Below are 26,284 nucleotides of genomic sequence, written 5' to 3'. Positions count from 1 at the left end.
GGAGTCCCGTGCGTCCCTGCCCCTCCCACACCACGATCGGCGTCCGCTCCAGCCCGGGCTGGGCCGAGCATCGCGTGCGCGGTGTGCGCCGCTTCCGGGCCGGGCCCCGTGGTGCGTTGGTGTGCGCCACGTTGCTGGCAGTGTCCCTGGTCGGTGCTCCTGCCTCGGCGGCCCAGGCGGCGGCGCCCGCCACGTGCATGAACGGGCAGCGGGACTCGCGGGGACGCTCCTCCGTCGACAGCGGCGAGATCGCGTGGGAGGAGGCGAGCCGGTTCGACGACGCGCGTGGTCACGCGCACAAGGTGTGGTCCCGGGCGGGCCTCGATCGGGTGAAGTTTCCCGCGGACGACGCCGCCCGCATCGCCGACCTGGAATGGTCGGACGTCGCCACGACACGGCCACCGTGGAAGGGCGTTCTGGGGCGCTGGAAGGGGATGCGGGGAACCGACTCCCTGAAACTCAACAAGGCCTACCTGGGAACCGGAAAGCGCTACGGAGACACCGCATCCCGGCGCATGATCGCCGCCCACGAGCTGGGTCACGCGCTGGGGTTCTGCCACAAGAACCCCGCCGCCTACCGCTCGTTGATGGCTCCGAACAGCTTCGACATGCCGTCCAACGGTGCCCCCACGTCGCGCGACCGCAAGAACTACCACGCACTGTGGGGCTGAAAGGCAGACCAATGATCTCTTGTCGCCGGGGACTGGCGCTCGCCGCGGCCGGACTGACGGTGGTGGGCGGTACCTTCTGGGGCGTCTACCGGCTCACTGACGGAGCGCGGACCTCCACTGCGGGCGAGGCGGTGACGCTGTACGACGTGCGGGATGCCCGGCAGGTCGCCGGCACCGCGGACGACGTCTTCGCCGGCGAGATCGTGGACCGTGCCGGAGAGCGCGACATCGCGGGCATCTTCTCCGACCTGTACGAAGTGCGCGTCGACCGCAGCTTCAAGGGCGACCTGGCCGGCACGGTCACCGTCAGCCACGAGCAGGGTGCCGTGCCGCTGATCGCGGGGGAGTCCTACGTGTTCGCCACGGGACGCGTGCCGGACACGCGAACGCACGCCGTCCTGCTGGAAACCAGCCCGACCCCGTTCACCAGCCTCACCGCCCCGATCGGACCCGCCGCCGCGGGCATCACGACAGCGGGCCGGACGGTGGCCGAGTACTGGTCCTGGGCCGTGGACCACGAGATGGACGTCACCTCCGACGCGGCGACGAGCGGGGACGCGCCCGCGAGACGGGCGTGATGACCTGGGGTCGGCAGCAGCACACCCCTTCTCGACGCCTGGGACATCGTGGGCGGACACGTCGAAACTGAGGAGTCCCTGATGGGGGCTCTCGCCCGCGAAGTCGAGGAAGAGACAGGCTGGCGTCTGCGCCGCGTGCACCGACTGCTGGGCGTCACCTCTTGGACCGGCGATGACGGCAGCGGGCTGCGCCATGAAGCCGACTACCTGGTAGATGTCGAAGGAGATCTCAGCAATCCCGCACTCGAGTGGACCAAGCACACCGCCTACGACTGGTTCGGCCCCGGGAACCTTCACCTGCTGAAGGAAAACTGCTCGCCGACGCAATTCCTGATCCACGACCTGATCGCCAAGGTCGTGGCCCACTAGGCGCTGTTTCTCGGATCATGTGCGGAGCCAGATGATGAGTGCTGCGAGGGTGACAGTGCCGAGGTAGATGTAAGCCCGTTTCTCGTAGCGGGTGGCGACCGCTCGGAAGCCTTTCAGGCGGTTGATGGCACGTTCGACGGTGTTGCGTTTTTTGTACTGCTCGCCGTCGAAGCCGGTGGGCCGACCGCCGCGGGAGCCGCGGTTGAGCCGGTGTCTGAGCTGGTCCCGCCGCTCGGGAATGGTGTGGGCGATCCCGCGTCGTCGCAGGTAGCGGCGGTTGCTGCGGGACGTGTAAGCCTTGTCGGCCAGGACATGGTCGGGGCGGGAGCGTGGTCGTCCGACCCCGATGCGTGGAACGGCTATCTGCCGCAGAACCGGCTCGAGTTGCGGGCCGTCACCATAGTGGCCCGGAGTCAGCAGGAGCGCGAGGGGCCGACAGTGTCCGTCGGCGGCGAGATGGATTTTGGTGGTCAGTCCGCCGCGGGAGCGTCCCAGGCACTCGCCGAGGCGACCACCTCCTCCAGCCGGACGGCCAGTCTCCGCAGAACCGGATCGGTCTGCTTCGTCGCTGCGCGGGCCCCCTTTTGAGGAACCTTGGGCGGTGGCGCTTTGCGGGCGCCGGCGGCGTGCTGGTGGGCCCGCACTGCGGTGGAGTCCACCGACACGTCCCAGTCGACCCGGCCCGCCGAATCCTCGGCGGCCTGGATCTTCGACAGCAGCATCTTCCAGGTGCCGTCCGCTGACCAGCGGCGATGACGCTTATAGACGGTCTCCCAGGGCCCGAAACGCTCGGGCAGGTCCCGCCACTGCACGCCCGTCCGCACTCGGTACAACACCCCGTTGATCACCCGACGGTGGTCGCTCCACCGGCCTCCACGCGTCCCGCCCCGCGGCAGAAACGACTCCAGCCGATCCCACTCCGCATTCGTTAAATCCCCACGACCCATGACTCCAGACTGACCACAACAACCCTGTCATGTCAGGAGATCCGAGAAACAGCGCCTAGTACTCCAGCCGGACTTCGCTGTCTGACCTGTGGCGTTGGCCGGGCGGCTGGAGTGTAGCGGGCCGGACCATGGTCAGGGACGGTCTCACGGGGGCCGCCCCTCGAACGTGCGACCCCGCCGCCGGTAATGGCAGCGTCGGGGGCACGGTCTTCTTGTGATGACCGAGCGTGCTGCCGCGCAGTGGGGCCGGGAACTCGACGACCTTCTGATCACCGTCGGCCGTCGTTTCGGCCGGGTGGAGCTGCGGCGCCGGATGCGTGACTACGTCCGCGGGCTGCTCGCCCCGGTCGCCCGGAAGAACAGCTGGCAGCTGGCCGAGCAGGCCGGCCATGCCACCCCCGACGGTCTGCAGCACCTGCTGGCCGGCGCGAAGTGGCAGCCCGACGACGTCCGCGATGACCTGCAGCAATATGTCGCCGACCAGCTCGGCGAGGACGACGGTGTCCTCGTCATCGACGACACCGGCTTCATCAAAAAGGGCACCACCTCTGCCGGGGTGCAGCGTCAGTACTCCGGCACCGCCGGCCGCACCGAGAATTGCCAGATCGGTGTGTTCGCCGCCTACGCCTCCCGCGCGGACGGGTGCTGGTGGACCGGGAGTTGTACCTCCCCAAGTCCTGGACCGAGGACCAGGAACGCTGCCACGCGGCCAAGATCCCCGATGGCCGGGGGTTCGCCACGAAGGGGCAACTGGCGCGGCACATAGTACTGAGGGCCCTGGCCTCATCCCTGCCCATCACTGGGTCACTGCGGATTCCGCTTACGGGCAGGAAGACCGCTTCCGCCGGCTGCTGGAACAGTCCGGCGTCGGCTACGTGCTGGCCGTGCCCAAGTCCCAGTTCGCCGTCGGCTGCCCGCGCATCGACCACCTGTTCGCGCAGGCCCCGGCCGAGGCATGGCAGAAGCTCTCCTGCGGCGAAGGGGCGAAGGGACCGCGCATCTACCACTGGGCCGCCGTGCGGCTGCCGGCCGTCGAAGAGTTCGACTACCAGGGCGACGTCCCGTTCCGGATGCGGTGGGCGCTGGCCCGCCGCAGCCTGTCCCGCCCGGATGACATCGCCTACTACCTCGCCTACAGCCCCCTGCAGGTCACCGTCCAGGAACTGGTGCGGATCGCCGGGGCGCGGTGGGCCATCGAGGAGTGTTTCCAGGCGGCGAAGAACGAATGCGGGCTGGACCAGTACGAAGTCCGCCGTTACGTGGGCTGGTACCGGCACATCACGCTGGCCATGCTCGCCCACGCCTTCCTGGCCGTCACCGCCCACCGGGCAAGCGAAAAGGGGGCGCCACCGGTGAAAGCGCCGGGGCCATCGCGCTCACAGTGGCGGAGGTTCGGCGACTCCTGGCAGCTTGTTGTCCCCGGCCCCCGCACCTGCGCGGACAGCGAGGCAGACACCACGCGATGAACTGGTCCAACTGGCGCCGACGGCGCCAGGCAGTCGCCCGACGCTGCCATTACCGGCGGCGGGGTCGCACGTTCGAGGGGCGGCCCCCGTGAGACCGTCCCTGACCATGGTCCGGCCCGCTACACTCCAGCCGCCCGGCCAACGCCACAGGTCAGACAGCGAAGTCCTGCTGGAGTACTAGAGGACATGACGCCAGCGGGGCCCGGACTGCTCATCAGCTGCCGTGTCGATGCCTTGTGCCCGCGGTGAGCCTGGACGAGCAAGGGCAGGTCCTCAGTGGGGGCGCTTGGCCATGATGACGACAGCTGGTCCGCTCTGCTCGTCGGCGGGGAGCCGCAGCTCGGCGACGGGGCGTAGTCCGGCCTGCTCGATCAGGGCCACGAGGTGCTCCGGCTGCCATTTGTGTGTCGTCCAGTGAACGGGCACGCCTCCGTAGGCCTCGGTGCGCACCGCGTCTTCGTCGCCCACATGCGTCGCGGTGATGAAGTGTCCGCCCGGCTTCAGGGCGCGCGCGTACCGGGAGAGGACCTGAGGCAGCACTTCACGGGGCAGGTTGAACAGTGACCACCACCCGAGTACGCCGCCGAGGGATGCTTCACCGAGGTCGAGGTCGGTGTGCGAGGCGACGCCGAAGCGACAGTGCGGGTAGAGGCGCCACGCGTTCTCGATCATGCGGGGTGAGAGATCGACTCCGGATACGTCGAGTCCGCGTTCGGTGAGGTAGGCGGTGACCGTGCCCGGTCCGCAGCCGGCGTCGAGAACGGGCCCGAGGCCGCCCACACTGTCGGCGAAGGCGTCGATGGACGCCTTGAGCCACGGATGGCTCCGGATGTCGCCGACGCCCGTGGTCATCACCATGTGCACGTAGTTGTCGGCAACCCTGTCATAGGACTCGCGCACCACGTCGAGATCGGACGGTCGGTCAACATGATGTGCAGGCATCAGGCAACCATAGGGGCGCGCGGAAACTTTGACAGCACCGCGATCCGGTCACCGGGGCGGGGTTTGGCGGGATGGAGAGGATCGGTCATCCGGTGATCGCAGAAGGCGATGGCCCGACGCCCCAGGGGTTGTTCCGGCTCGTGGCGGCGTGATCGTGTCCAGACTTTTCCGATCTGAACTACCTTCGGTACTGGAAGTACCGTACGATTTCTCGTACATGGTACGACTGGAGCCTGCCGAAAAAGTGTGCGTCCGTGACAGTCTCTAGCCAGTTGTCTGTCGTCCGCGGGCGGGCAAGGAGGAACGACCGAATCCGAACGCGGAATGTCCAACGGGGTGTCTAGGAACGACCTATTCCGTTTTTGGAATGTCCAACGGGGTGTTGTCTCACGATTGATTACGTGACGTTGAATGGCTCCGAGCGTCGGCCTGACCAGCCCGCTCTCCTGGAGTCAGCCGTGCGGGAGGCCACAGGGCCCCACGCGGCGACTGATCCCGCTCGTCTTGGCGCGCCGCCCGGTGGGCGCGATCCGGAGCGTGGCGCGGGCACAAGTCGGAGCACCGCAGGCCTGACTACCATCCGCTGCACTCACTGTGTGAGGAGTTCCCCCATGCAAGCGTTAGGTGTACTCGTCGTCGATCACCATCCCGTGGTCAGGTACGCGCTCTCGTCCCTGCTCGACGCGAGAGTGGCGTGGACCGCGGAGGCCGCCACGAGCGACGAGGCATGGAGCGCCGTCAAAACCACCTGCCCCGGCGTCGTCGTACTCGAACTGGAACTGGACGGAGCGACCAGCGGTGCCGATCTGTGCCAACGGGTGAAGGCGATGGAGGACGCGCCCCGGGTCGTCGTCTTCACCGCAGACACCTCGCCCGGGGCCGTCGTGTCCGCCATATCGGCGGGGGCCGACAGCTTCCTGCACAAGAGCGTGGGCAGCTCGGAACTCGTGGACGCGGTGGTGCGCACCTACAACGGCCAACGGATGTGGATACTGGGCCAGAACGAACGCGAACACATAGACGTCCGCAGCGTCACCGCCGACGGGCTGCCCGCCATCACCCGCAGGGAAGAGCAGGTCCTGAGCCTCGTACTGCGCCGCTACACCAACGAGGAGATCGCCAGCGAACTCTCCCTCGCCTCCCAGACGATAAAGAATCAAGTCAGCAGCGCCCTGCGGAAACTGGGCGTCAGCGGACGCCGTGAACTGTTCCGCAAATACTCCTCCCAGGCCGGCGTGACCACCGGAGCCAGGGGTTGACCCCTCCGGCCGCCGCCCGTGCATGTCACCGCGGCCCGCCCGGAGGACCCTGGACGAACGCCCGCGCACCCGCCCGCGCGCCCGGAGAGTCGAGGATCCCGGCCAGCAGCTCGCGGTGGGACCGGTATTCGTCGGCCAGCTCCCCGTCGCGGACCTGAGCGAGGATGCCCTTGCTCGCGAGGACGGCGTGCTCCGCGTGAGAGGCGATCTTCTCCCCGAGCTCGCAGGCGGCCGCCACCGCCGTCCCCGGCGCCACGACGCGGTTGACCAGACCCAGTGCCAAGGCGCGCGGAGCATCGATCGGTTCGCCGGTCAAAGCCATCTCCATCGCCACGGCCGGCGCGATCGCGCGCGGCAGCCGCAGCAGTCCGCCGGCCGCGGCCACCAGGCCGCGGCGCACCTCGGGCAGCCCGAAGGTCGCGTCGTCCGCCGCCACGACCATGTCGCAGGCCAGCACCATCTCGAAGCCGCCGCCGACCGCCGCGCCCTCCACGGCGGCGATCAGCGGTTTGTCCGGCGGCCGTTCCGTCAGGCCGCCGAAGCCGTGACCCGGCAGCGAGGCGCGCTCCCCGCGGGCGAAGGCCCCGAGGTCCATGCCGGAGCAGAATGCCGGCGGCGTGCCGGTCAGGACACCGACCCGCAGCTCCGCACGGGCATCCAGCTCCGTGAAGGCGGCGGCCAGCCGTTCGGCCATGGCACGGGTCAGCGCGTTGCGGACGCGCGGCCGGTTGAGTCGGATCACGAGCACGGGCCCGCGGCGCTCGACGAGCACATCGGTGCTGCTCCGGCCGTCCGCGTCGGCCGAACGGTCCTGCCTTAACTCTCCGGTCATGGCTTCTGTCCACCCTGGATCGGCGCACTCTACGGGCTCGGGCCCATCAGCGTAGTGAGGACCGCACCGGCCACCTACGCCCCGGAAGTACTCGTCCTGTGCCCGTTTGAGTACCCCCAATGCCTGTACGGGCAGGCGCGGGCACGCGTGCAATCGCTGTCAGGGAGGGGAGTCGCCCGCCCGGCGGTACCGAAGAGAAAGAGGTGTGCCATGGACGCGCTGACGGAGGCCGTGCTGGCCGATGCGCCGGTCAGGGAGTGGGAGGGCCTGGCGCCGCCCCGCACCTACGTGGCGGCGCACCTGCGGGCCGCGGACGCGGACCGCTTCACCCCCGGAGAGGAACGCGACGTCCGCACCACCCTGCACGTCGACACCGTGCCGATGCCCGAACTGGCCCCGGACGAGGTGCTGGTGGCGGTGATGGCCAGCTCCATCAACTACAACACCGTCTGGTCGGCGACGTTCGAGCCGGTGTCCACCTTCTCGTTCCTGCGACGCCTCGGCCGCCAGGGCGGATACGCCCGCCGCCACGACCAGCCCTACCACGTCCTGGGATCGGACGCGGCCGGAGTCGTGGTGCGTGCGGGGGCCGGGGTGCGCCGCTGGGCGGCCGGCGACCACGTCGTCGTCAGCTGTGTCCAGGTCGACGACCAGGAACCGGCCACGCACGCCGACGGCATGCTGGGCGCCGAGCAGCGCATCTGGGGCTACGAGACGAACTTCGGGGGCCTGGCCCACTACGCCGTGGTGCGCGCCAGCCAACTCCTGCCCAAGCCGACCCACTTGACCTGGGAGGAAGCCGCGTCCGTCCTGCTCACCGCGGCGACGTCGTACCGGATGCTGGTCAGCGACAAGGGCGCGCGCATCAAGCAGGGCGACATCGTGCTGATCTGGGGCGCCGCGGGCGGACTGGGCGCCTATGCCCTGCAGATGGTGAAGAACGCCGGAGGGATCGCCGTGGGCGTGGTGGGCTCGCCGCGCAAGGCCGAGGCGCTGCGCCGGCTCGGCTGCGACGTCGTCATCAACCGCGCCGACCTCGGCCTGGGCACCCGCTCGGACCTCACGCCGGAGCAGACCATCGAGCTGGGCAAACGGCTGGGGCGGGCCATCAGGGACGAGCTGGGCGAGGATCCGCACGTCGTCTTCGACTATGTCGGCAAAGCGACCTTCGGCCTGTCCGTCTTCGTCGTTCGGCGCGGCGGCACCGTGGTGACCTGCGGTTCGAGCACCGGCTACGACCACCGGTTCGACAACCGCTACCTGTGGATGAACCTCAAGCGCATCGTGGGCAGCCACGCGGCCAACTTGCAGGAGCAGTGGGAGTGCAACCGCCTCTTCCAGCTGGGCCGGCTCACCCCCGTGCTGTCCGACGTCTACCCTCTGGAGCGGGTCGGGGAGGCCGCCGCCCTGGTCCAGCGCAACGAACACCTCGGCAAGATCGGTGTGCTGTGCCTGGCGCCCAAGCCGGGCCTGGGCGTCACCGACCCCGAACGACGCCTGGCCCTCGACCCGGAGGGCCGCAACCCCTTCGCCGCCGAGCGGCGCACGCCCGCCTGAGCGCCACGCGGTGCAGGGGAGCGCACCCGGTGCGCTCCCCTGCACCGCGCGAGGCCGGGAGCGGCTGGTGGGCCGCTCCCGGCCTCGGTCACGTCCGGCGCCGGACGCTCACTGCTTGCGGTAGACGGACACCGCGTCCCTGCTGTCGTAGTGGAAGGGCTCCTTGCGCCAGCCTCCCCAGCGGTCCTCCAGCTCCAGGCCGCCCAGCCGGGCCATCAGGTCCTGCTCCGAGGGCCACACGAAGCGCATCGTCGCCGCGATGATGCGGTTGCCCTTCTCGCTCATGATCACGTCCGTGCGCTTGACCATCTGCGTCGTGGGGTCGACGTGGTTCATCTCGAACCAGGCCAGCCGCGGATGCCCGGCAAGCCGGCCGGAGATACGGAACGGCTCGGTCATCCCGTAGTCGTTCTGCCGGCCGCGCTGGTAGTTGGTCATGTCCGGCACGATGTTCTGCACGACGAGCCGCCCGCCGGGCTTGAGCCGCTTGGCGCTGTTGGCCAGGCAGCGCGCCTGCTCGTCCTGGTCGGGCAGGACGAACAGCGTGGCGAGCGCGATGAAGATGACGTCGTAGTCCTCCTGGACGTCGACATCGGCGAAGTTGCCCTCGAAGACCTCGATCTGGTCCCCGCCCGGCTTCTCCTTGAGCTTGGCCAGCATCTTCGGGGACGCGTCGACGCCGGCCACCCGTACGCCGCGCTGCGCCAGCGGCAGCGCCACGCGCCCCGTCCCGATGCCCAGCTCCAGGGCGGTGCCGCCCTTGGCGAGGCCCGCGAGGAAGTCCGCGGCCTCCTCGGCGTCGTCCCGGCTGTCGTCCGGGGTCCAGCTGTCCCAGATGTCGGCGTAGCGGTCCCACTCCTCCGCCGCCTCTTCCTGCCACTGCTTGCTGGTCTTGCGATCGGTGTGCGCACTGGACATGTCGTCATTCACCTTCCGTCAGGTGGAGAAGATCGCGGTGCCGTTCCGTGGTGCTGGTGGTCATCCCATGGCCTTGGCGAAGCCGGACTCGGGCAGCCGGCCCGACTTCACGTCGCTCAGCGCGCCGTCGAGCGCGCCGGCGATCTCCGCCACGTCGTCCTCGGTGATGACCAGCGGCGGCATGAGCATGAGATTGGGTACGACGCGCAGGCTGGAGCTGAGCACCCCGCGGCTCTCCAGGGCCATGCGCAGCTGGTTGACCTTGCCCGGGGACCACGCGGGGCCGCCGGGCTCGCCGAACTCCAGGCCGCAGAACAGGCCCAGGGCGCGGAAGGCCCGCAGCTCGGGGTGCTGGGCCTGGAGCTTGCCCAGGGCGGACAGGAGGTCCGTCTCGCGCCGGCGCACGTTCTCCAGGACGCCGTCCTCGGTGAGCGCCCCGATCACCGCGAGCGCCGCCGCCGCGGCCACCGCGTGACCGTCGTTGGTCGAGCCGACGCTGAGCGCGGTGTCGCCCGTGGTGCGCTCGTGCAGCTGCTCGTAGAGCCGGTCGTGGATGGCGACGGCCGACATCGGCACGTATCCCGAGGTGATGCCCTTGCCCAGGGTGATGATGTCGGGGGTGACGTCGGGCAGTTGGCCGGCGCGGGTGAAGTCGCCGACGCGGCCCATGCCGGTGACGACCTCGTCGAAGACCAGGTGGATGTCGTGCTCGCGGCAGAACCGGCCCAGGGAGCCGAGGTACTCGGGGGACAGGATGTGCCCGCCCTCGCCGACCACGGGTTCCACGATCACCGCGGTCACCCGCTCGGGACCGAACTCGGTGATCAGCCGTTCCATGTCGCTGACGCCCGCTGTCGCGCCCGCCGAGAACGGGCCCGGCGCGTGGTGCACCTCGGGGAGCATGGGGCCGGTCTGGTGGTGCAGGTAGGGCACTCCGGTCACCATGCCGGCGCCCGGCCCCTGCCCGTGGAAGCCGTCCCACATGGCGAACACGGCCATGCGCTCGGGCTGTCCGGCCCGCAGCCGCAGGAAGCGCGACAGTTGCAGGGCCATCTCCACGGCCTGGGCGCCGTTGCTGGCGAACCGTACGTGGTTGATGCCCTCGGGCAGATGGGTGACCAGGGCCTCGGCGCAGTCCACGGTGACCTGCGCGGGGCGTCCGTAGCCATAGCTGTTGGCGAACGGCAGCCGGTCCACCTGCTGCTTGATGGCTTCCTTGACACGGGTGTTGCCGTAGCCGAGCGTCACGTTCCACAGCCCGGAGCGGCCGTCCAGGTACCAGCGTCCACCGGAGTCACGGACGCGCACGCCGTCGCTCTCGGCGAGCAGGTCGTCGCGGGACAGCGCCTTGAGGTACGGGCGCGGCACGCCGCTGTTCCACAGGGCGTAGTCAGCGGGGTCAATCACGATAGGTCCCTTTCTCTACTCTGCTGGATGTGTGCTGGGTGTGTGCTGGGTGTGTGCTGGTCGGGGGCTGAAGGCGCGCGCCGGCCGGGGCCGGGGCCGGGGATCAGGCCGGGCCGAGCTCCAGCAGCCGGGCCGCGTTGCCGTACAGCCAGCGGTCCGTGAGCTCGTCGCCGAGGCCCAAAGCGGCCACCTGCCGGGCGAGTGCGGCGACCGGATCGGCGTTGACCCAGGTCGCCGAGCCGAACAGGACCCGGTCGCGCAGCGCGGTGGTGCCGTACAGGAGCAGGGACTCCCAGCCCGATCCGGGGCGGGCCATCCACTGCGGCCGGTGGGAGGAGATGTCGAGGTAGACGTGGCGGTGCCGCTGGGCTATGGAGATCAGTTCAAGGACCCAGGGCCAGGCGGCGTGCCCCGCGACGATCGGCAGTCCCGGGTGGCGCAGGGCGATCCAGTCGACGTTGCGCGGATGGCACAACTCGGCCGCGTGCCGCGCGAAGTGGTGCCCGGTGTGCAGCCACAACGACATGCCCAGCTCTTGCGCCCTGCGGTAGACCGGGTCGTAGGCGGGATCGCGCGGGTCGACGCCCTGCCAGAACGGGGTCACCGCGAAGCCGCGCATGCCGAGCCGATGGCACCGCTCCAGCTCGGCGACGGCCCGGCCGGGATCGGTCAGATCGATGCCCGCCCAGGCCTGGAGCCGCTCGGGCGCCTTGGCGGCGACGGCGGCGACCCGGCTGTTGACGTCGTCGCCGTCGGCGGTGGCGCCGCCGCAGCTCATCAGGATCTGGTGGACGACGCCGTTGTCGTCCATGGTCTTCACCAGGGTGTCGGCGTCCACGCGGTCGGGCCGGCCGGACACCAGGAGGTCGACGGCGCCGTCTTGGTCCCCGGCGTCGAGACGGGCCCGGAAGTCCGGGTAGGGGGCGCCGAAGACCGCGGTGGCGTGACGGCCGAAGGCCCGCAGGTAGGTGGGTGCCACCGCGCCGAGCCCGCGGAAGTACGTCCGCCAGCATTCGCGGTCCAGGGCCAGCGCGCAGACGTCGACGACGCGGTGCGCGGGGGCGGCCGGCTCAGCCGATGCGGTCACGGCCGACCTCGATCCCGGCGGCCACGCGGTCCCAGGTGTCGGGGGTGACGCCCTGGGCGCGCAGCGTCTCCTTGCGGACCTTGCCGGTGTCCGTGACGGGGAGTTCGGACACGACCCGCAGATAGCGCGGCACCATGAAGTGCGCCATGCGCGGGCGCAGGTAGCCGATGAACTCCTCCGGTGCGAAACGGGCCCCGGGCCGCAGCACGAGGGCGGCGAGTATCTCGTCCTCGGCGAAGTCGCTGGGCACCGCGACGGCGGCGGCCAGCGCCACGGCGGGATGGCTGAGCAACTCGCCCTCCACCTCCGCCGAGGACACGTTCTCGCCCCGGCGCCGGATGGCGTCCTTGATGCGGTCCACGAAGAAGTAGTCGCCGCCGGGCTCGCGCACCACGGCGTCCCCGGTGTGGAACCAGCCGTGCCGCCACGCCGCCGCGGTGGCCTCCGGCATGGCGTGATAGCCGTGGAACAGCGACCACGGCCGGTCGGCGCGCAGCACCAGCTCGCCCGCCGTGCCGTCCGGTACGTCGATGCCGTGGGCATCGACCACCCGGCACTGCACCCCGGGCCGCGGCCGCCCGCAGCTGCCCGTGCGCCGCGGGTTGAGCGAGGACACCAGCGGCGCCGACGTCTCGGACATGTTGAACCCGGTGTAGACGTCCACGCCGAAGCGTCGGCCGAACTCCAGGGCCTGGCGCGTCAGCGGTATCACGCACGCGGCCCGCAGCGGGTGCCGGTCCTCGTCGGGCCGGGGGGCCAGGCCGAGCAGGAAGTCGACCATGGCGCCCAGCAGGGTGCACATGGTCACCCCGTGGCGGCGCACCACGTCCCAGAACTCGCTGGTGCGGAAGTCCTCGGTGACGACGATCGAGCCCCCGAACAGGAGCATGCAGTAGGCGACTTCGGTGCCGCCGCCGTGGCACAGCGGCAGGTTGAGCAGATACCGGTCGTCCTCGCCGATGTCGTCCTCGAGGAGCGCGGTCACCGTCGAGTAGTGGTGGACGTAGGAGACCAGGACGCCCTTGGAGGGTCCGGTGGTACCCGAGGTGTAGATCACCGCCATGGTGTCCCAGGGCGCGACCGGCCGCTCGGGCGGCACAAAGTCCTGCGGCCGGCCCCGCAGCGCCGCGGGGCCGTGCACGCGCGGGGCGCCGGGCAGGGCGTCGGGCCACGGGTCGTCCGGTCCGCCGCCGAGGACCACGACCTCCTGCAGACGGCTGCCGCCCAGGTGCTGGAGCCGCTCGACGAGCAGCGCGTGCGCCACCAGGACGCGGGCCCCGGAGTTGTCCAGGACGTGCCCCAACAGCGCGCCCCGGTAGGCGGTGTTGACCGGAACGTGGACGGCGCCCAGCAGATTGACCCCGTACCAGACACGCAGCGCGTCCCGGCCGTTGGGCAGCCAGCACAGCACGGTGTCGCCCTGCCGCACGCCCAGCCGGAACAGGGCGTCGGCGGTGGCCCGGGCGTCGTCGTGGGCCTGCCCGTACGTCCAGGTGGTGCCGTCGTCGAAGACGGCGTAGACCCGGTCGGGGTGGGCCCGGGCGCGGGCGGCGAGCAGCGCACCGGTGACGCAGTGCGCGGCGTCCGGCACGCGGGCGTCGCCCGGCGCGAGGATCTCGACCAGGGGGGCGGTCGCCGTGTCGTCATCGGTCGTGTCGCGGTCCGCGGCGGCGGGGGCCGGGGAGGTGGCGGGGCCGCTCATTCGGGGATCCCGGGCACGTCGACCATGTGACCGCCGGCGGCGTCGTAGTGGCGCAGCGTCCGCAGGTACTGCTCCCAGTTGGTCAGGGTCTGGGCGTTGCGGCTGACGGGGCGTACCGGGATCAGCGGGCCGATGCTGACGGCCGGCGGGCGGGTGAGGGCCCACAGCACGACGTCGGCGATGTCGGAGGGGTCCAGCAGGTCCGTGGCGCCCACGCCCAGCGACTCGGGGTCCTGGGCCAGGTCCGTGCGCACCCAGCCGGGCAGTACGGCGATGGCGCGCACGCCCAAGTGCCGGTTCTCCAGGTCCACCTGGGCGGTGAGGGCGTTCAGGGCGCGCTTGGTGATGGAGTAGGGGGCCGACCAGTCGGCCTGCAGCAGGCTGCCCTCCGAGCTGATGTTGACGATCCAGCCGTGGCCGCGCTCGCGCATGCCGGGCAGCACCGAACGGGCCAGCAGGAAGGGGACGTCCAGGTTGAGGTGGAAGGCCTGCCGCCAGTGGCGGGGGTTGGTGTCGTGGATGGGGCCGGTGCGGGCCAGGGCGGCGTTGTTCACCAGGATGTCGATGGGGCCAAGGGCCCGCTCGGCGGCGGCCACCGTCTCCTTGGGCGCGCCGTCGGCCGCCAGGTCGGCGATGAGCGTGACGGCGGGCACCTCGTGTGCGGCCACGTCGCGCTCGACGGCGGCCAGCTGGTCCTTGCGACGGGCCACCAGGGCCACGGAGGCGCCGGCGGCCGCCAGCGCGCGGGCGATGCTCGCCCCGATGCCGGACGAGGCGCCGGCGACCAGCGCCACCTCGCCCTTGAGGGGCCTGTCCTCGCTCACCTGGGGTCCCCTTCCGGTACGGCGGGGCGGGGGCGTGGCTCGCAGGGCGTCACGGCCGGGTTCCTTCCTCTAGGGGGTGCTGGGGTGGGGCCAGGTGCGGCAGCCCGGCCAGGCAGTGGCCGCCGCCGTCGACGCGCAGCCGGGTGCCGGTGAGACCGGCCGCGGCGGGGCTGATGAGGTAGCAGACGAGCGCGGCGACCTCGGTCGCCTCGCTCATCCGGCCGGTGGGCACGAGCCGGTTGGTGGCCTCCAGGAACGCGGGGTTGGTGACGTCGGTCATCGGGGTGCGGACGAAACCCGGCAGCACGCTGTTGGCGCGCACCTTGTGGCGGGCCGCCGAGGTGGCGAAGTGGGTGGTGAACTGTGCGGTCGCCGCCTTGCTCAGGCCGTAGCTGGCCAGGTTGGCCACCGGCGCGCTCACCGCGGCGAGCGAGGAGACGACGGCCACCGACCCGCCCCGGCCGGCCGCCGCCCAGTGCTTGAGCAGCGCGTCACACATGCCCGCGTACGACAACGAGTTCAGGGCGAGCAGCGTATGGCGGTTGGCGGCGTTGTCGCCGGTGGCGTCGAAGCTGACGGCGCCCGCGCCGTAGGCGAGCGCGTCGATGCCCGCGGTGCGTTCCCAGGCCTCGTGCACGAGGCCCGCGGCCCGGGCCGGGTCGGACAGGTCGGCGGTCAGCACCCAGGCCCTGCGGCCCAGTTCGCGGACCTGGGCGGCGAGCTTTTCCAGCTCCGGGCGGCGGCGCGCGGCCAGGACGACGTCGGCGCCGCGCGCCGCGCACTCCCGGGCGATGCTCGCTCCGATGCCGCTGCTGGCGCCGGTGACCAGGACCACGCGTCCGGTCAGCCGGAACGGGTCGGCCACCGCGGTGGTCTCTGCTGCGCCTCCGGGCGCCTCCGGGCGCGGTGGGCGGGCCGCGGGCATGGGCACGATGCTCGCGTCGAGTCCGCCGTCCAGCGGCAGCGTCTCGCCCGCGACGTTGCCGAAGCCGCGGGAGACCAGCAGGCGCAGCGCCGCCGCCAGTTCGGCCGGCGCGACCGGACGGCGGATGACCAGGTGGCGCAGCAGCTCGCCCGCCGCCGCGTCGGTCAGCTCGTGGCCCAGGAACGGGGTGTAGCCCACGCGGACGGTGTTGGCGAGCACGCCCCGGCTCGCGCAGTACTTGGCCAGGTGCTGCCACCAGGCGTGGTCGGCGGCCCGCTGGGCGGCGGCCTCGGGCCGCGCGTCGGCGTGGACGTGCGGGCCCGCGTCGGTGACCAGGACGGCGCGGCCCTGGCCGCGCCGGGCCATGGCCCGCAGGACCCGCTCCACCTGGGCGCGGCGCATCGGCGGCGCGGGGCGGGCCCCCAGGGCTTCGTTGCCGAGGGCCATGACGCAGTACACGTCCGGGGCCTGGGGCGGGTCGGTGTCGGTGTCCGTGTCGGTGGCGGGGGTGACGTGGAAGCCGTGGCGCTGCCACAGCTCGGCGATCGCCCGCGTGGGGGCGGTGCCGGGCGGGGACTCCAGCAGGACGCGGCGGCCGACGGGCGCCAGCGACTCCGTCTCCAGCAGCGCGCCGGCCCCGGGCCGGGTGGGCTCAGTCATCGGCACCTCCCAGCAGAATGGCGCTGGCCACCGAGCCGATCGTGTAGTTGAGACTCAGGGCCAGGTCGATGCGCGCGGCGCGCCCCGTGGTGCCGGGCACCGGGTCGAAGGTGCACACGTCGGCGGGCTTTTCGCAGTTGGCGGTCGGGGCGATGTGGCCGTGGCCCATCATCTGGAGCGTCGCCGCCACGCCGATGACTCCCAGGGGCGCCCCGCTGTGGCCGAAGACGGCCTCCTGGACGGTGACGGGCAGCCGGGCCGCCCGCTCACCGAAGATCGCGGGCATGATGTTGCCTTCCATGAGGTTGAACGCCCGGTCGCCGGTCGCGGCGCCGTTGACGTAGTCGATCTCGTCGGGCGACGCGATCCCCGCCATGCAGGAGCGCGCGGCGCGCACCGCCCCGGTGCCCGCGATGTCCAGGGCGAGGTTGGGTTGGGCGTTGCGGGTGGTGGTCTGGCCCAGGAGACGTCCGTAGCTCCGGGCGCCCCTGCGTTGCGCGTGCTCGCGGCTCTCCAGGATCAGCGTGGCGGCGCCGTTGCCGTAGTTGAGGCCGGCGGCCCGCTGGTCGTAGGGGCGCATGGGCTCGTCGACGAGGGTGGCGGTCTGCGGTTCGGTGCCGGTCACCGACCGCGCCTCGAGCTCCGCGTACTGGCGCAGCCTGCTCTCGCGCCAGTAGTCCGCGCCGGTGACCACCGCCACGTCCGTCTCGCCCGCCGTGATCATGCGGGCGGCGTTGCCGAGCAGGACGGAGGACGAGGCGCACCCGCAGGAGAGCGTGTAGCTGGGGCCGGTGGCGCCGACCAGGCCCGCCTGGGTGGTCTCCACGTCCGACATCACCGCGTTGAGGACGTTGCGAAACAGCACCGAGCGTGCCTCGCGCGGGCTGATGGTGCGGGTGTCGGCCAGGAGCACCGGCAGATAGGTGTCCACGATGGCGTCGGCGGTGGCGTTGCGGCCCGCGAGCACGGCGGCCTCGCTCAGCGCGCCCGCACGCCAGTCGAGCCCGGCGTCCTCGCAGGCCTCCAGGAGAGCGAGCAGCCCGTACAGATGGATGTCGGAGTACTTCTCGACGAAGCGGGGCGGGATCTCCGGCAGCCGGTCGGCGACGGCGGCCGGGTCGAGGGGGACGGTGCCGAAATAGGTGCCGTCATCCTGCGCCAGGAAGGAGTCGCCGTGTGCGACGGCGCTCCAGAACTGCTCGGGTGTGGCCGTCGGCGCCGTGCGCCCCGGCAGGCAAAAGCCCATGCCGGTGACGAGTGCGTCCCGGGGGCCCGTGGTCGTGGTCACCGCATCGGCCCTTCTCAGATCCGGTACAGGAGGCTGCCCCAGCACCAGACGCCGCCGCCGATGGAGGGGGAGAGCACCAGGTCGCCGGGCTTGACGACGCCGCGCTCGCGCAGTTCCGAGACGGTGGTGGGGATGGAGGCGCTGGAGACGTTGCCGCGGAAGGCGAGGTTGGTCAGGACGCGCGCCGGGTCCGCCCCCAGGTCGTGCTGGATACCCTTGGCCAGCGGCTCGGTCCCCGAGTGGGGGATGAGCCAGTCGATGTCAGAGATGGTCAGCTTGTTGCGGCCGAGGATCTCCTCCACGGTGGCGCCGATGTGGGCCAGGGCGACGTCGTTGAGGTCCGGGTGGCTCTTGACCCACCCCTTGTCGCCGCTGGCCGCCGACATGGCGGCGAGGCTGCCGTCGGTGTGGAACACGGAGTCGATGAGGCCGGGGGAGGCGCCGGGGGTGGCTTCCAGGACGCAGGCGCCGGCGCCGTCCGAGACGAGCATCGAGCCCTTGGAGCCCGGCCGCACCCGCCGCGTGACCCGCTCGGTGGTGGCCACCAGGGCCTTGCGGTAGCCGGTCGGGGAGGTCAGGAAGGAGGCCGCGGTGTGCACCGCCTGGATGAACCCGGCGCACGAGCCGCACACTTCGAAGGCCATGGAGCCCTTCATGCCGAGTTCCGCCGCGGTGAGCGCGCCGACCTCGTGGACGTAGTTGCGGTCCGTCCAGTGGCTGACGATCACCACGTCGATGTCGTCCGCGTCGACCCCGGCCTGCTCCAGCGCCTGCCGGGAGGCCTGCGCGGCCATGAACACGGGGGTCTCTTCGTCGGTGGCCCGGTAGTGGGTGTGGACGCCGACCCCGCCGATGACCCGGTCCTCCACGTGGCTCGTCGTGGCGTCCTCGACGCCCTGGTTGTGTATTTCCTCCGAGCCGAAATAGTGACCGAATCCGGTGAAACGTATTCCAGCGTCTTCCCAGATGCCGTGCTGGCCTGTGGTCATGGACGAAAAACTAGTGGCGCCGGCATTCGGCTGCATCTGGCCTCCAGTACTCGATGATTCATGCCGCGGGTACTCGAAGTACCCCGCGAAAAGCCGCTGTTCATCCGTCGGACGGCGTCACGGAACCCAGCCGGGCGGACCGCCGCCGTCGACCCGAATGACCGATCCGGTGACATAGGGGTTTTCCGCGGCGAAGCACACCGCGTCGGCGATCTCCTCTTCGGCGCCCCAGCGGCCCAGCGGGACAAAGCGTTTGAGCCCGTCCATATAGCGGGCGTGGCGGGGAAAGGCCGTGCTCTTCTCGCGCAGCGCCTCGCCGTCCATGACGCCCGGTGCGACGGCGGCCACCCTGATCCCGTAGGGGCCCAGCTCATAGGACCAGGTCCGGGTCAGCGCCTCCACGCCCGCCTTGGCGGCGGTGTACGCGGACTGCCCGTAGGCGCCCGCGGCCAGGCCGGAGGAGACGTTGACGATGGCGCCGGGCACGCCGTGGCGCACCATGCTGGCGGCGGCCTCGCGCCCGACGAGGAAGACCCCCGTCAGGCACAGCCGCAGCGTCTGCTCCCAGTCGTCGAGCGGATGGGTCAGCAGCTCACCGGCGCTGTCCTCGCGCGGTGTGCGCAGCAGCAGGCGGGAGAGGTTGCGGCCGGCGTTGTTCACGCACAGGTGCAGCGGCTCCTCGCGGGTCAGGTCGGCGAACACCTCGCGCACCGAGTCCTCCGACGTGACGTCGGCCCGCACCGCGCGCAGGTCCAGGCCCTCGGCCGCGGCCATGGCCCGCACCTTCTCCAGGCGTCCGGGGTCGAGGCCGAGGACCGTGGTGCGCCATCCGCGCTCCGCCAGCATCCGGGCGACGGCCAGGCCAAGGCCCCGGGTTCCCCCGGTCACCAGCGCGTTCCTGGAATCGGACAAGACCGTTCACCTCTCGCTCTCGATCGGCGGATGGGCCGCGGCGGTACGGCGGATCACCGGTACCGGAAAACCATGGCGCCCCAGCTGAGGCCGCGCCCGATGCTGACGCCCAGCAGGAGTTCGCCGGGTTTCACGGTGCCGTCGGCGACGTATTCGGAAAGCGCGCTGGGCATTCCCACACTCGACGTGTTGCCCCGGCGCGGCAGATTCAGGAGCATTCGCTCGCGCGGAATGCCGAGGCGGTCCGCCATCGGGTACAGGAGATTGGTGTTGGCCTGATGGGGAATGCACCAGGAGATTTGTTCCGGTGTCAGGCCGTTGCGTTTGAGGACCGTCTCGCCCGCGTCGACGAGCATGTCGGGAGTGGCCTCGGAGAGCACCCCGCCGCGCATCACCATCTTGTCGTTGTCGTCGATGTCGAAGGCGTCGTAGTAGCGGCCGTCGGCGCGCAGGACGACGTCGATCATGCCGCTGTGGGTGGGCAGTCCGTCGGCGCCGCCGCCCGAGGACGCGCCGCGCCGCCACACCGCGGCCGCCGCGCCCGCGCCGAACAGCGCGGAGTTCTTGAACCCGAAGTTGAGGATGGCGTGCGGGCTCTCCGCGCACACGACGAGGGCGGTGCGGGCGCCGGTGGTGGCCAGCAGCCCGCGGGCCACCACGCTCGCGTACAGGAAGCCGGCACAGGCCACCGCGGTCACGTCGAAGCAGAACGCGTCGCGGGCGCCCAACTGGCGTTGCAGGGGCAGCGAGATGTCCATGTAGTTGTTGCCGAGGGAGGAGGGGTTGGCGCGCGGCCGGGCGGTCGCGCTGGTGCCGACGATGACGTCCACGTCGGAGATGTCCAGGCCCGCGTCGTCCAGTGCGCGCCGGGCCGCCTTGACGCCCATCTCGGCGAACCGTTCCTCGGGGCCGGCCCAGTGGCGGCTCTGCACGCCGGTGTTGGTGCGGATCCAGGCGTCGTCCACGTCGAGGTCGGGCAGGCGGGCGAAGTGGTCGTTGGTGACCGGCTCGCCCGGGAAGTAGTGGCCGACACCGCTGAGCACGACCGGCAGGCCACCGCCTGCGGGCGGTGACTGGGTTTCGGACATGGGGGTCCTTTCCTCGGCTTCCCGTCGTTGTGCGCTGTCTGTGCGTCTGTGTCTGTGTCTGTCGGGCGCGTCACAGCTGGTAGAGCAGGGCGCCGGAGAACCAGCCCGCGCCGGCCGCGGGCGACAGGATCACGTCGCCCTTGCGCAGCTCGCCGGACTCGGTGTACTCGGACAGGGCGCTGGGGATCGTGGCGCTGGTCGTCTGGCCGCGGGTGCGCAGGTTGGTCAGGACCCGTTCGGGGGCGACGCCGATGCGCCGTACCAGCTCCTCGCTGATGCGCGTCGAGCCCGGATGCGGCACCACCCGGTCCACGTCGGCGATGGTCATGCCGTTGCGCCGCAGCACCAGGTCGGTGGCCTCGCCCGCGGTCGCGGCGGCCACCTGGGCGATGGTGGGCAGGCTCACCGTCCAGCCCTGGCTGCCGCGGGCCTTGGAGACGCCCGCGTGCTCGCCGTAGCTGAGCACGACGGAGTCCCGCAGCCGGGAGTCGTCGGGGGAACCCACCTCCAGGACCGCCGCGCCGGCTCCGTCGCCGCCCACGTAGGAGCCGCGCCTTCCGGGCTTGAGCCGTTGGGAGAACTGGTCGGAGCAGACCACCAGGGCGCGCCGCCACTGGTGGCTGGTCAGCATCGCCGCGGCCGTCTGCACGGAGTGCACGAAGCCGACGCAGGCGGCGCACACGTCGAAGGCCAAGGCCCGCCCGGCGCCCAGCCGCATCGCGATCCGGGGCGCGTCCTCGGGCGCGTAGCGGCGCTGCGACCAGGAGGAGAAGACCACCAGGTCGAGGTCGCCGGCCTCCAGGCCCGCGTTGCGCAGCGCGTGCCGTCCGGCCTCGACGGCCATGTACGGCACGCTTTCGGTGGCGTCGGACAGATGCCGCCGCTCCACGCCCAGGTCCGGGCCGAGGACGGCAGCCTCCATCTCCGGCGCCTCGGGCAGGTCGGCCGGGATCTCCTCGCAGTGCCGCGGGAAGTAGTGGCCGAAGCCCCGGAAGGACAGGCCGCGGCCCACCCAGATTCCACCGCTCACACCGTGCTCCTCACCTGTCGGGGTCCTGGGAACCTGTCGGGGTCCTGCGGATCGCGTCACCGGTAGAAGCCCTGCGGATCGAGACCGCGCAGCCAGGCGATCTCCGCCGCGGTGACCTCGGGTTCCGCGGTGCAGCCGGTGCTGCTCACCGGCCAGCGGGTCAGCGTCGCCACGGCCTCCTGGGGGGAGGCCGGGCCGTCGTCGAGCGGCAGCCAGGTGGCCAGGCGGAAGGGCCCTCGGGTGTCCTGCTCGCGCCGGAAGCGCCCGAAGTGGCTGACCACTTCGCGGACGCGGGCGCCGGGGCTGGTGACGTAGGCGACCCGTTCGACGAACTTGCGCGGTGATGCCGTGGACAGCACCAGGCAGTCGGTGCCCGTCGCGATGTCGTTGGCGCCGCCGGAGCCGGTCAGCCAGCGTCCGTCGGCCAGCAGGCTGGTGTTGACGTTGCCGTCCGCGTCGACCTCACCGGCGGCCAGGACGCCCAGGCAGCGCGCGTTCGCCGACACCATGCCGCCGAGGATCTCGGGGATGCCCGCGAGCTGCTGGGAGCGCGTGGCGTGCAGCTGGCTGAAGAGGAACACGTCGCCGGGCTCGGGGTCCATGCCGTAGAAGCCGAGTTCGGCGCAGACCGGGACTCGCACGCCTTGTTCGCGCAGCAGCGCGGCGGCCAGCCAGGCGGCCAGGTGTGAGACGCCGATGCCCGCGAGCAGGGTGTCATAGCCGTCGTGCGTGACCCGGTCGGCGATGGCGCGGGCGCCCAGGACGATGGTCCGCTCCTGGCGCGTCACGGGCTCGGCGGCGGGTGTGCCCGCCGAGGACCGGAGCGGGGGAGCGGCGGGCTCGCGCACGGTGAGCGGGCCTGCGGCAAGGGCCAGTTCGGTCCGGCGCGCCTCGCCCAGTTTGGCCACGTACTGGGCGTGCCCGGCCGGCTCCTCCACCCACTCGCGGTACCACTCCTTGGCGCCGTCCTCGGTGGCCAGGCGCTCGACCAGCTCGGTGAGGAAGGCGTAGTCGTCGCGGTATCCCTGCACGTCGCCGCGCGCGTCGCCGGTGGCCAGTCCGCGCAGCGACTGGGGGTGCGCGCCCAGCGGCGCCTCGCACAGGGCCAGCACGCGCCGCCCGGGGATCACGACGCGCTCGGGGTGCGCGTCGGTGAAGTCGTCGGGCACGATGCGTTCCACCGAGGCGAGCACGCCCTGTTCGGCGGCGTAGGCGCCCCAGGCGCCCTCGCCGGCGGGCGGTACGAGGACGATGTTGCCGCGCCGGTCCGCGCAGGCGCCGTGCACCAGGGTGAGGTCGGGACGCAGCCGCCGTACGAGGCCGAACGGGCGCTCCTCGGCCGCCTGGCCGCTCACCCGCAGGAACTTCGGGCCCTGCGCCCGCTCGTCCGCCGGCTCCTGCCGCGCCCCTGGGCTCTCGGCGGTGAGGCCGCGCTCCAGGTCGCTGCCGATGAGCGAGGACGTCACGGCATAGGGCAGTCCGGTGGCGCCGGCCATCAGGCGCTGGGTGAAGCTGAGCAGGGACCACAGCTCGCAGGTGAAGGGGGTGTCGCGGGCCAGGTCGCGGTAGAGCGGGTTGGGGCGCGGTGTGGGGTAGGTGTCGCCCAGGAAGCAGGTGATCAGATGCTTGACCGCGCCCGACATGGTCAGCGCGTGCATGGCCGTGTGCGTGGCCGAGGTGCTGACGGTGAACCGGCCGCGGCCGGCGAACTGCCGCGCCAGCGCGTAGACCATGGCGTTGGGCCGCGCCATCGTCATGGCCAGGTGCAGATGCATGCCCGGCGTCACGTACCGGGACACCAGGGAGTCGACGTCGGGGACGACGACGGGGCGGGGCGCGGCGGGGCTGTGCGGGCTCATGGTCTCCCTCGGGGGTCGGGTCCGCGCGGGCCGGGCGCCGGTCATGCGGCGCCCAGTGCCAGCACCGAGGTCTGGCTGCCGATGGCGAAGGCCAGCGACACCGCGAGTTCGGTGCGGGTCGCGCGGGCGCCTTCGCCGACGTGGTCGTGGTCGCACTCCGGGTCGGGTACGGCGCCCGCGTAGTTGGCGGTCGAGCACAGGCACTGGTGGTGCAGGGCCAGCGACGTGGCGGCCGCGTTGATCAGGGCTGCGGCTCCCAGGAGATGGCCGTAGACCGGCTTGACGGAGCTGAGGGGCGGCCAGGCCGAGCGCGGGCGGCCCTCGTACAGGGCGCCGAGCATCCGGCTCTCCGCCACGTCGTTCTTCGGCGTGGCGGTGCCGTGCGCGCAGAACCAGTCGACGTCGCGCGCGGTGCGCCCGGCGTCCTCGAGCGCCCCGGCGACGGCGGACGCGGTGAGCTGGCCGCTCATGTCCATGCCGAAGGGGTGGGTGGCCTCGTTGAGCGCCCGGTGGGCCAGGAAGCGGGCGTAGCCGCCCGCGCCGCGTGCCCGGGCGTGGCCGGCACGCTCCAGGCACAGGGCGACGGCGCCCTCGCCGAAGGCGAAGCCCTCGCGGTCGCGGGTGTAGGGCCGGATCGCGCGGCGGGGGTCGGCCGACTCGGTCGACAGGACGCGGTCGCCCATCGCCTGGAAGGACTGGAACACCAGTGGGGTGAGGGGGAACTCGTAGCCCACCACGATCACGGCGTCGGCGCTGCCGGCGCGGATCAGGTCGGCGGCGAGCCCGATGGCGTGGTGCCCGCCCACGCAGGCGGAGCTCAGGGTGGTGACCAGGCCGCGCACGTCGCCGTAGATGGCCGACAGCGTCGCCGGGGCGCCGGGCATGCCGCGCAGCATGGCGCCGCTGTCACCGAAGTGGCCCGTGGCGTCCGCCTCTTGGTCTCCGTGGCCCTGGTGGGCCCGGCGAAGGCCGTCGTCCTCGGTCAGGGCCTGGCTGACCCACTCCAGCGGGCCGCGTGAGGACGAGGCGATGAGGGACAGGCGCCGCGGGTCGATCTCGCCGGCCCCGAGCCCCGCGTCGCGGCGGGCCTCCTCGACGGCCGACATGGTCACCAGGGCGTCGCGCGTGTAGCGGGCGGCGAACTTCTCGCTCAGGTCGGGCAAGAACTTGCGGTGGTCGAAGTCGCGCAGTTCGCCGGCCGCCTGCACCCCGGTCGTGCCCGGCACGCAGCGCGTGAGCCGGCCGAGTCGGGAATTGCCGTCGCGCACGTCCTGCCAGAATTCATTGACATGGGTCGCGCCGGGGAGCATGACGCCGATGCCGGTGACGAGTACGGAGTCCCCGTGGTCTTTCCGTGCAGCGGATTCAGCCTGTGCAGCCATGCGGGAAAGCTATCCGGCGGTCATGGGTGCGGCATCGGTCCACCGGTACCCGGGAGAATTCCCCGCTGGTACTTGAAGTACCAATTATTGATTTCAGTACCACTGATACCGGTGACGGGGAAAACGGGGTACCGAAGGCCGGTTCCGCCCGCTTGCGCCGCGCCCTAGCGTCGGCAGCCACCCCGGCACGGCACGGCGCGCCAGCCTGCGCCCGCGGCCGTCCGGCGGCCCGTCGACAGCGGCACGCACTCCAGGGAGTCTCATGGCGCATCAGCAGCAGGATCCCGGTCGCGACACACTGATCACGGGCATGGGATTCGCCCTGCCCGGCCCCGGAGGGCTGTGCGCGACCTCCGCGGAATTCCTGGACATCGTCGCCACCGGTGCCTGTCACGTGGAGAATGACGGCGTCTTCTTCGGTCAAGTGCGCACCGATATCGCGGATGTGAAGGCGCGTTATCCCGAACTTCCCACAAAGGCACTGAAGCTCTATTCACCGGTGCAGCTGCTGGGTCTGATCTCGATGGCCGAGGCGTGCGAGGACGCCGCACTGGACCGGCAGGCCGGCGCCCTGTCGCAGGCGGCGATCCTCGCGGCCCGCGACGGCGGCGACTGCTGGTCGGCGCAGTACGCCGACATCCTCAACACCGACCGCGCCCGGGCCACCAAGGACGAGATCAACGAACTGGGCACCCGCCTCGCCCTCACCGGCATCCCCATGGACGTGGCCAACGTCCAGGTGTCGGCGGTGGCCGGGACCGGACCCAACTTCACCGTCTCCAACGGCTGTACGTCCTCCGCCGTGCTCCTGGGCCTGGCACACCGGATGATCGCGAGCGGGGAGGTGGAGGTCGCGGTGGTCACCGGCGCCGACGTGTTCGGCCTGGACTTCCTGCGCCACTACGCCGGCCTGCTCGACCGGTATGCCGAACTGAGCGCCGAAGAGGGCATCACCGTCGACGCGATGGAGGACGCCGCGCTTGCCATGGGCGCCCAGATGCGGCCCTACGACAAGAGCTCCCCGGGCTCCAACATGGGCAGCGGCTCCATCACGCTGCTGGTGGAGAGCCGCGCGCACGCCGAGCGGCGCGGCGCGCGCCCCTACTCCCGGATGCTGGCGCAGAGCACCCGGCGCAGCCCGCAGCGCAGCGCCTTCGCCATCGACCGGGCGGGCACCGGCATGGTGCAGGCCTCCCGGGACGCCATGGCGGGCCGCGTCGAGGCCGCGCAGATCGACTACGTCAACGGCGGCGCCGAGGGCGACCGGGTCTTCCACGAGACGGAGTCGAACATCGTGCACAGCCTCTTCGGGGACCGGGCGAGCGCGCTGCCCGTCACCGTGCAGGAGGCCTGCTTCGGGCACAACGGCGGGCCGCTGGGCAATCTCGGCGTGGCGGCCACCTCCCTGATGATCCAGCGCGACCAGGTCTTCCCGACGGCCGGCTGCGTCGACCCGGACGATGCCTGCCGCTTCGACCCGGTGCCGGGCACCACCGCCCGGCCGCTGCGCATCGATCACGCGCTGTCCTTCAACTACACCGTCGGCATGGTCAGCAGCGCGATCCTGCTGGGGAAGGCGTGAGGTCGAAGGA

Annotated in this window: 23 protein-coding genes and 1 pseudogene; 8 read left to right on the top strand and 16 right to left on the bottom strand. The window is 71.6% G+C overall.

The genetic code is table 11. The features are described from left to right. Window positions 1-140 precede the first annotated feature (140 nt). Genes QBL25_RS02495 through QBL25_RS02485 form a run of 3 tightly spaced genes read left to right on the top strand, consistent with a single transcriptional unit; the run spans window position 141 to window position 1,618 of the window. Window positions 141-671, top strand: coding sequence for a hypothetical protein (locus QBL25_RS02495; protein WP_409055290.1), 531 nt, complete (start codon window positions 141-143; stop codon window positions 669-671). Between the two features lie 11 nt (window positions 672-682). Beyond that, a complete protein-coding gene (locus tag QBL25_RS02490; RefSeq protein ID WP_409055289.1) occupies window positions 683-1,249 on the top strand; it encodes a hypothetical protein in 567 nt (188 codons plus the stop codon). A gap of 45 nt (window positions 1,250-1,294) precedes the next feature. Beyond that, on the top strand, window positions 1,295-1,618 hold the full coding sequence (locus tag QBL25_RS02485) for an NUDIX hydrolase (RefSeq protein ID WP_409062523.1): 324 nt from the start codon (window positions 1,295-1,297) through the stop codon (window positions 1,616-1,618). A 15-nt stretch (window positions 1,619-1,633) separates the two neighbouring features. Here QBL25_RS02485 and QBL25_RS02480 read toward each other — a convergent pair. Then, window positions 1,634-2,565, bottom strand: a protein-coding gene (locus tag QBL25_RS02480; protein WP_409055288.1) for an IS5 family transposase whose coding sequence is annotated in 2 segments (ribosomal slippage) — window positions 1,634-2,164 and window positions 2,167-2,565 — 930 coding nt in all. Because the reading frame shifts where the segments join, the coding sequence is not laid out codon by codon here. A 217-nt stretch (window positions 2,566-2,782) separates the two neighbouring features. Here QBL25_RS02480 and QBL25_RS02475 point away from each other — a divergent pair. Together QBL25_RS02475 and QBL25_RS02470 are read left to right on the top strand one after the other, a co-directional pair. Then, a pseudogene (locus tag QBL25_RS02475) lies at window positions 2,783-3,300 on the top strand (IS701 family transposase); the annotation flags it as partial. Beyond that, window positions 3,243-4,031, top strand: coding sequence for a transposase (locus tag QBL25_RS02470; RefSeq protein WP_409062522.1), 789 nt, complete (start codon window positions 3,243-3,245; stop codon window positions 4,029-4,031). The pseudogene QBL25_RS02475 and the gene QBL25_RS02470, both read left to right, overlap by 58 nt. Before the next feature lie 273 nt (window positions 4,032-4,304). Here the strand turns inward: QBL25_RS02470 and QBL25_RS02465 are convergent, their stop codons facing one another. After that, entirely contained in the window at window positions 4,305-4,973 is a 669-nt protein-coding gene (locus QBL25_RS02465; RefSeq protein ID WP_409055287.1) for a class I SAM-dependent methyltransferase, read from the bottom strand. A gap of 611 nt (window positions 4,974-5,584) precedes the next feature. Between QBL25_RS02465 and QBL25_RS02460 the strand changes: the two genes are divergently transcribed. Further along, window positions 5,585-6,232: a response regulator transcription factor gene (locus tag QBL25_RS02460; protein ID WP_409055286.1), complete on the top strand. Its 648-nt coding sequence runs from the start codon at window positions 5,585-5,587 to the stop codon at window positions 6,230-6,232. 25 nt (window positions 6,233-6,257) lie between these two features. Here QBL25_RS02460 and QBL25_RS02455 read toward each other — a convergent pair whose 3' ends face one another. Further along, window positions 6,258-7,064 carry a crotonase/enoyl-CoA hydratase family protein gene (locus QBL25_RS02455; protein ID WP_409055285.1) on the bottom strand — a complete coding sequence of 269 codons (807 nt, stop codon included), beginning with the start codon at window positions 7,062-7,064 and terminating at the stop codon, window positions 6,258-6,260. Between the two features lie 210 nt (window positions 7,065-7,274). On the opposite strand from QBL25_RS02455, the gene ccrA reads away from it, so the two are divergent. Then, complete coding sequence (gene ccrA / locus QBL25_RS02450; RefSeq protein ID WP_409055284.1) at window positions 7,275-8,621, top strand: crotonyl-CoA carboxylase/reductase; 1,347 nt, start codon at window positions 7,275-7,277, stop codon at window positions 8,619-8,621. Between the two features lie 108 nt (window positions 8,622-8,729). Here ccrA and QBL25_RS02445 read toward each other — a convergent pair whose 3' ends face one another. The 13 genes from QBL25_RS02445 to QBL25_RS02385 form a co-directional block, all read right to left on the bottom strand. Then, window positions 8,730-9,539 carry a class I SAM-dependent DNA methyltransferase gene (locus tag QBL25_RS02445; RefSeq protein ID WP_409055283.1) on the bottom strand — a complete coding sequence of 270 codons (810 nt, stop codon included), beginning with the start codon at window positions 9,537-9,539 and terminating at the stop codon, window positions 8,730-8,732. 60 nt (window positions 9,540-9,599) lie between these two features. Next, entirely contained in the window at window positions 9,600-10,946 is a 1,347-nt protein-coding gene (locus tag QBL25_RS02440; protein ID WP_409055282.1) for an aspartate aminotransferase family protein, read from the bottom strand. 103 nt (window positions 10,947-11,049) lie between these two features. Then, window positions 11,050-12,033 (bottom strand): amidohydrolase family protein, encoded by a 984-nt coding sequence (locus QBL25_RS02435; RefSeq protein WP_409055281.1) that lies wholly within the window; start codon window positions 12,031-12,033, stop codon window positions 11,050-11,052. Continuing rightward, entirely contained in the window at window positions 12,017-13,735 is a 1,719-nt protein-coding gene (locus QBL25_RS02430; protein ID WP_409055280.1) for an AMP-binding protein, read from the bottom strand. The genes QBL25_RS02435 and QBL25_RS02430 overlap by 17 nt, the downstream gene beginning before the upstream one ends. Continuing rightward, on the bottom strand, window positions 13,732-14,559 hold the full coding sequence (locus QBL25_RS02425; RefSeq protein ID WP_409055279.1) for an SDR family oxidoreductase: 828 nt from the start codon (window positions 14,557-14,559) through the stop codon (window positions 13,732-13,734). The genes QBL25_RS02430 and QBL25_RS02425 overlap by 4 nt, the downstream gene beginning before the upstream one ends. Before the next feature lie 49 nt (window positions 14,560-14,608). Then, window positions 14,609-16,144, bottom strand: coding sequence for an SDR family NAD(P)-dependent oxidoreductase (locus tag QBL25_RS02420; protein WP_409055278.1), 1,536 nt, complete (start codon window positions 16,142-16,144; stop codon window positions 14,609-14,611). After that, window positions 16,137-17,390, bottom strand: a complete 1,254-nt coding sequence (locus tag QBL25_RS02415; protein ID WP_409055277.1) for a beta-ketoacyl synthase N-terminal-like domain-containing protein — start codon at window positions 17,388-17,390, stop codon at window positions 16,137-16,139. The genes QBL25_RS02420 and QBL25_RS02415 overlap by 8 nt, the downstream gene beginning before the upstream one ends. Before the next feature lie 56 nt (window positions 17,391-17,446). Continuing rightward, window positions 17,447-18,421 carry a ketoacyl-ACP synthase III gene (locus tag QBL25_RS02410; RefSeq protein ID WP_409055276.1) on the bottom strand — a complete coding sequence of 325 codons (975 nt, stop codon included), beginning with the start codon at window positions 18,419-18,421 and terminating at the stop codon, window positions 17,447-17,449. A gap of 117 nt (window positions 18,422-18,538) precedes the next feature. Then, on the bottom strand, window positions 18,539-19,333 hold the full coding sequence (locus tag QBL25_RS02405) for an SDR family NAD(P)-dependent oxidoreductase (RefSeq protein ID WP_409055275.1): 795 nt from the start codon (window positions 19,331-19,333) through the stop codon (window positions 18,539-18,541). Between the two features lie 53 nt (window positions 19,334-19,386). Continuing rightward, window positions 19,387-20,421 carry a ketoacyl-ACP synthase III gene (locus QBL25_RS02400; RefSeq protein WP_409055274.1) on the bottom strand — a complete coding sequence of 345 codons (1,035 nt, stop codon included), beginning with the start codon at window positions 20,419-20,421 and terminating at the stop codon, window positions 19,387-19,389. Window positions 20,422-20,491: 70 nt separating this feature from the next. Beyond that, a complete protein-coding gene (locus QBL25_RS02395) occupies window positions 20,492-21,451 on the bottom strand; it encodes a ketoacyl-ACP synthase III (RefSeq protein ID WP_409055273.1) in 960 nt (319 codons plus the stop codon). A 56-nt stretch (window positions 21,452-21,507) separates the two neighbouring features. Beyond that, window positions 21,508-23,310 carry a CoA-transferase gene (locus tag QBL25_RS02390; protein WP_409055272.1) on the bottom strand — a complete coding sequence of 601 codons (1,803 nt, stop codon included), beginning with the start codon at window positions 23,308-23,310 and terminating at the stop codon, window positions 21,508-21,510. Window positions 23,311-23,351: 41 nt separating this feature from the next. Beyond that, window positions 23,352-24,692: a beta-ketoacyl-[acyl-carrier-protein] synthase family protein gene (locus tag QBL25_RS02385; protein ID WP_409055271.1), complete on the bottom strand. Its 1,341-nt coding sequence runs from the start codon at window positions 24,690-24,692 to the stop codon at window positions 23,352-23,354. Window positions 24,693-24,954: 262 nt separating this feature from the next. Between QBL25_RS02385 and QBL25_RS02380 the strand changes: the two genes are divergently transcribed. Further along, window positions 24,955-26,274: a beta-ketoacyl synthase N-terminal-like domain-containing protein gene (locus tag QBL25_RS02380; protein ID WP_409055270.1), complete on the top strand. Its 1,320-nt coding sequence runs from the start codon at window positions 24,955-24,957 to the stop codon at window positions 26,272-26,274. Window positions 26,275-26,284 lie beyond the last annotated feature (10 nt).

This window comes from Streptomyces sp. SYP-A7185 (assembly GCF_046103685.1).
GTDB lineage: Bacteria > Actinomycetota > Actinomycetes > Streptomycetales > Streptomycetaceae > Streptomyces.
Note: the sequence above shows the minus strand (reverse complement) of the source record. Positions and strands in the feature narration are given on the sequence as shown.

Bases quoted from the DNA above. Each gene is read 5' to 3' on its own strand.
- QBL25_RS02430 (WP_409055280.1), bottom strand. From the start codon at position 13,735: ATGAGCGGCCCCGCCACCTCCCCGGCCCCCGCCGCCGCGGACCGCGAC.
- QBL25_RS02410 (WP_409055276.1), bottom strand. From the start codon at position 18,421: ATGACCACAGGCCAGCACGGCATCTGGGAAGACGCTGGAATACGTTTC.
- QBL25_RS02385 (WP_409055271.1), bottom strand. From the start codon at position 24,692: ATGGCTGCACAGGCTGAATCCGCTGCACGGAAAGACCACGGGGACTCC.
- QBL25_RS02400 (WP_409055274.1), bottom strand. From the start codon at position 20,421: ATGTCCGAAACCCAGTCACCGCCCGCAGGCGGTGGCCTGCCGGTCGTG.
- QBL25_RS02390 (WP_409055272.1), bottom strand. From the start codon at position 23,310: ATGAGCCCGCACAGCCCCGCCGCGCCCCGCCCCGTCGTCGTCCCCGAC.
- QBL25_RS02415 (WP_409055277.1), bottom strand. From the start codon at position 17,390: ATGGGCTTTTGCCTGCCGGGGCGCACGGCGCCGACGGCCACACCCGAG.
- QBL25_RS02380 (WP_409055270.1), top strand. From the start codon at position 24,955: ATGGCGCATCAGCAGCAGGATCCCGGTCGCGACACACTGATCACGGGC.
- QBL25_RS02445 (WP_409055283.1), bottom strand. From the start codon at position 9,539: ATGTCCAGTGCGCACACCGATCGCAAGACCAGCAAGCAGTGGCAGGAA.
- QBL25_RS02455 (WP_409055285.1), bottom strand. From the start codon at position 7,064: ATGACCGGAGAGTTAAGGCAGGACCGTTCGGCCGACGCGGACGGCCGG.
- QBL25_RS02465 (WP_409055287.1), bottom strand. From the start codon at position 4,973: ATGCCTGCACATCATGTTGACCGACCGTCCGATCTCGACGTGGTGCGC.
- QBL25_RS02490 (WP_409055289.1), top strand. From the start codon at position 683: ATGATCTCTTGTCGCCGGGGACTGGCGCTCGCCGCGGCCGGACTGACG.
- ccrA (WP_409055284.1), top strand. From the start codon at position 7,275: ATGGACGCGCTGACGGAGGCCGTGCTGGCCGATGCGCCGGTCAGGGAG.
- QBL25_RS02420 (WP_409055278.1), bottom strand. From the start codon at position 16,144: ATGACTGAGCCCACCCGGCCCGGGGCCGGCGCGCTGCTGGAGACGGAG.
- QBL25_RS02460 (WP_409055286.1), top strand. From the start codon at position 5,585: ATGCAAGCGTTAGGTGTACTCGTCGTCGATCACCATCCCGTGGTCAGG.